Source organism: Sporomusa sp., from assembly GCF_035561255.1.
Lineage (GTDB): Bacteria > Bacillota > Negativicutes > Sporomusales > Sporomusaceae > Sporomusa.
Genome location: NZ_DATMXX010000252.1, coordinates 1 through 4,217, shown reverse-complemented (window position 1 = coordinate 4,217; position 4,217 = coordinate 1). Strand labels below are relative to the sequence as shown.

4 protein-coding genes are annotated in these 4,217 nt (G+C 42.5%); all 4 read left to right on the top strand.

Translation table 11 applies throughout. The features are described 5' to 3' along the window. Window positions 1–172 precede the first annotated feature (172 nt). A complete protein-coding gene (locus VN379_RS14145; protein WP_325534913.1) occupies window positions 173–1,021 on the top strand; it encodes a class II fructose-bisphosphate aldolase in 849 nt (282 codons plus the stop codon). Window positions 1,022–1,242: 221 nt separating this feature from the next. Beyond that, complete coding sequence (locus tag VN379_RS14140; protein WP_325534915.1) at window positions 1,243–2,580, top strand: TrkH family potassium uptake protein; 1,338 nt, start codon at window positions 1,243–1,245, stop codon at window positions 2,578–2,580. A gap of 15 nt (window positions 2,581–2,595) precedes the next feature. Next, window positions 2,596–3,258: a TrkA family potassium uptake protein gene (locus VN379_RS14135; RefSeq protein ID WP_325534911.1), complete on the top strand. Its 663-nt coding sequence runs from the start codon at window positions 2,596–2,598 to the stop codon at window positions 3,256–3,258. Continuing rightward, window positions 3,255–4,067, top strand: a complete 813-nt coding sequence (locus VN379_RS14130) for an RNA methyltransferase (RefSeq protein ID WP_325534909.1) — start codon at window positions 3,255–3,257, stop codon at window positions 4,065–4,067. Before VN379_RS14135 ends, VN379_RS14130 begins: the two co-directional genes overlap by 4 nt. The last annotated feature ends 150 nt before the right edge of the window (window positions 4,068–4,217 follow it).

Here is a 4,217-nt window from a genome sequence, read left to right as displayed (position 1 = left end):
TATTGGAATTAATAGTAATCAAATCCAGTAAATAGGATTAAATGCCGAAATATTTGATTATTTAAAATCTTTAAATGGCAGGTTTTTTTAGGGTAGTGGCGAATAAAATATTGTAGCAGAATTTACTAGAAGTTAATACGGGCTTACTATAACAAAAAAGGAGGAGTTAACCTTGGCCCTAGTAACAATGAAAGAATTACTCCAGGATGCAAGAAAAAGAAAGTATGCAGTAGGCGGTTTTAACGTATTTAATTTTGAGACTTTAGGCGCTGTTATTGAGGTGGCAGAAGAACTAAAAACTCCCCTGGTGCTTGGCATTCCCGAGCGTTTGTTTAAATTTGTCGATGTAGATACTCTTAGTGCGGCAATGATTAGAGGTGCCCAAAAGACGACTGTGCCAGTTGCACTTCACCTTGACCATGGTTATACTTACGAAGGGGTAATGAAGGCCATTCGCTGGGGATTTACTTCAGTTATGTTTGACGGTTCCGCTTTGTCTTTCGAGGACAACTTAAAACGTACCAAGGAAATTACCCGCATAGCCCATTCTCTCGGTGTTTCAGTCGAGGGTGAATTGGGCTATATTAGTTATTACGACCATGTAAAAGACATTAATGAGGAAAACATAGTTAAGCCGGAGGTTGCCCATAGTTTTGTAGAAAAAACCAAGGTTGATGCGTTAGCAGTGGCGGTAGGGACAAATCACGGAGCCTACCGGGGCGGGCCTAACCTTAATTTTTCCCGGTTGTCTGAACTTAACAATACAGTGAATGTACCGCTTGTTATGCATGGCGGATCAAAACTTACTAAAGAAGATTATCAAAATTCAATTCAGTCCGGCATAACAAAAATTAACATTGCAACAGATATGTCAATGGCCGCCGGCGAAACGATTAAAGCCGAGCTTGCCAAAAATCAATCAGCCAATTATATTCATCTAAAGTCTATGGTAAAAAAAGGTGTTAAAGATTCAGTCCGCAGGTACATGTTATCTTTTGATTGCATCTCTAAAGCAATATAGACACATTAACAAAAGGTAATACCCCTGGTGGATAATGACCGGGGGTATTACCTTTTTATTGGAGCATGTGTTTATCACTATATCAAGTGGCTCGTCACGTAAAACTATCTTAAATAATCTATTCCAAACTTGTACTGCTTTCAAAATTTGGTTATAATCATTAAGTATACTTAATTCAGAGGTGGAGTATTTTGGATGTAAAGATTACCAACCTACTTGATATGGCCCAATGGAAGCTTACTCCCTATCAGATTCTCGTGATGGGGTTCGCTGGGCTGATCGTGGGAGGGACTGTCCTGCTCATGACGCCTCTGGCGTCGGTGACCGGACAAAGGCTGAGTTTCATTGATGCCCTGTTTACCGCAACCTCAGCCGTCTGTGTAACCGGGCTAATCGTGGTTGATACCGGTACATATTTTTCGCTGTTCGGTCAACTGGTTATTATAAGTCTGATCCAGGCCGGCGGCCTGGGAATCATGGCTATGTCCACTCTTATGGCAATCCTAATTGGTAAACGAATAAATTTTAGACAGCGGTTAGTCATGCAGGAGGCTTTGAATCAACTTTCCGTATCTGGCGTTGTGCGATTAACCCAGTATATTATCAAGGTGACTTTGCTCATTGAGTTTATTGGTGGTACAATATTAGCTTTTTGGTTTTATCAGGATTTAGGGGCTAAAGGTATTTATTGGGGTTATTGGCATGCTGTTTCATCCTTTTGCAACGCCGGGTTTGACCTGTTTGGCAGTATCAATGGTGAATTTTCCAGCGCCACCGGTTATGTAGAGGATATTGTGGTTAATATCGTAATTTCACTCCTTATTATTTTAGGCGGGATTGGTTTTACAGTTATTGCCGATGTTTGGACAAACCGACGATTTTGTATTTTTTCACTTCATACTAAAGTGGTTCTGGTTACTACTTTATTTCTTACAATTTTTGGTGCAGTAGTGATTTTTCTGCTCGAATATGATAACCCCGGTACTTTGGCTAATCTGTCCTGGCAAGGGAAATTACTCGCTAGTTATTTTCATTCGGTGACACCGCGCAGTGCAGGTTGGAATACTGTTGATATGAGCAAACTTACTGATGCTACGCTGTTTTTCCTGGTATTGCTCATGTTTATTGGCGCGTCACCGGCTTCAACAGGCGGCGGTATAAAAACCACAACAGCAGGGGTTATGGCGGCTGCTATCTGGGCGCTGATCAGAGGCAGGAATGATGCTGAACTATTTGAACGGAGAATTCCGCATTCAATCATTTATAAAGCATTTTCTGTCCTGCTTATTTCAGCTCTTCTTGTTGTTTTTGTGACAATGATGTTAAGTATTACCGAGAATCAACCCTTTCTGAAGTTGTTGTTTGAAGTAACCTCAGCTTTTGGTACAGTAGGTCTAACAACAGGTATTACGCCAGACTTGACTACTTCCGGCAAGCTTTGGCTTATTCTAACGATGTTTGCAGGCCGGGTCGGGCCTGTTACTCTAGCCTTGGCATTGGCACTAAAAAACCGTAAAGGTAAATTGCAGTATCCTGAAGGGAAAATTATTATCGGCTAAGAGGAGCGTTATTATATGAAAAATAAGAATAAACAATTTGCTGTTATTGGATTAGGACGTTTTGGTACCAGTGTGGCAACCACGCTCTACACACTTGGGTATGAAGTGCTGGCTATCGATTCTGATGAAGAGCGGATCCAGAAATTTAGCGAAGAGGTAACCCATGTTGTTCAAGCCGACACCACTGATGAGAATTCACTCAAGGCGTTAGGGATTCGGAATTTTGATGTTGTCGTTGTTGCAATTGGCGAAGATGTACAGGCTAATGTGTTAACAACACTCTTGCTTAAAGATCTTGGTGTAAAACATATTGTTGCTAAAGCCCGCAATGAACTGCATGGTAAAATGCTGTCTAAAATCGGCGCCGATCGTGTTGTTTATCCTGAACGTGATATGGGGCAGCGGGTTGCTCACAACCTGGTATCGACCAATGTATTAGAGTATATCGAATTGTCGCCGGATTTGAGTATCGTTGAGATTTCTGCACCGAAAGAGTTAATTGGTCAAAGTTTAGCACAAGCTAACCTGCGGGTAAGGTATGAAGTTAACGTGGTTGCTATTAAGCGTGGAACAGAGCTTATCGTACCGCCACAGCCTGATGAGAACATTAAACCGGGGGATATTCTGATTTTTGTAGGTCAAACTAAGGGGATCCAGAAATTGGAGGAACTAGAATGAGTGAACTCATTTCCAGCCCGGCTAACAAACTAATTAAGGAAGTTGCTTCCCTTAAACAAAAAAAGTACCGGGATAATCTGGGAATGTTTATCGCTGAGGGATTGCGGACTGTAGAAGAATGTGCCGCCTCTGACTGGCCTGTGCAACTATGCATTTATACTGAGGCAGTTGCAACCCGTGAACGAACAAGACGCGTGCTTGACAGGCTTACTGCAGCGCAATGCCGAATGGTTATCGTGCCTGAAGCAATCTATAATAAACTGTCTGACACGGAGCAGCCACAGGGAATTATGGTTGTGCTAAAAAAACGGCAAACTACGATTACGCAGCTGATAACGTCAAATAATAAAGAATCCCTTATTGTTGTTTTGGATGGTATTCAGGACCCTGGCAATGCCGGTACCATTATTCGAACAGCAGATGCTGCTGGTTGCACAGGAGTGATTATACTCAAGGGTGCAGTAGATATATATGCGGGGAAAACAGTGCGGGCGACGATGGGGTCGTTATTTCACCTGCCTGTAATTGAAGGAATCCCCCCGGAAGAATTGATAGCAGGGCTCAAGTCAGCGAATGTTAACATATTTGCAACCTCGCTACAGAAATCAGATATTTATTATCAGGTGGACTTTAAGCGCTCTACCGCAATTATCTTAGGTAATGAAGGGCAGGGGGTTTGTCAGGAACTTATTGATAAAGCAGATGCCTGTCTTACTATACCGCTTGTCGGTCAGGCGGAGTCGCTTAATGTCGCGGTGGCTGCAGGCATCATATTGTACGAAGCCGTAAGACAGCGGGCAACCTTGTAATTTACAAACTGCTGTGATATAATACGCTTAGCAATGACGGAAATTGCCATTACAGGCAGAGAGGGTGTGTGGTCTTACGATGATGACCGCCGAATTCTTCTGGAGAATGTTCGAAGCTACCGGTTCCATTGCTGCGTATTTGTGGTATAA

Bases quoted from the DNA above. Each gene is read 5' to 3' on its own strand.
- VN379_RS14140 (WP_325534915.1), top strand. From the start codon at position 1,243: ATGGCCCAATGGAAGCTTACTCCCTATCAGATTCTCGTGATGGGGTTC.
- VN379_RS14135 (WP_325534911.1), top strand. From the start codon at position 2,596: ATGAAAAATAAGAATAAACAATTTGCTGTTATTGGATTAGGACGTTTT.
- VN379_RS14130 (WP_325534909.1), top strand. From the start codon at position 3,255: ATGAGTGAACTCATTTCCAGCCCGGCTAACAAACTAATTAAGGAAGTT.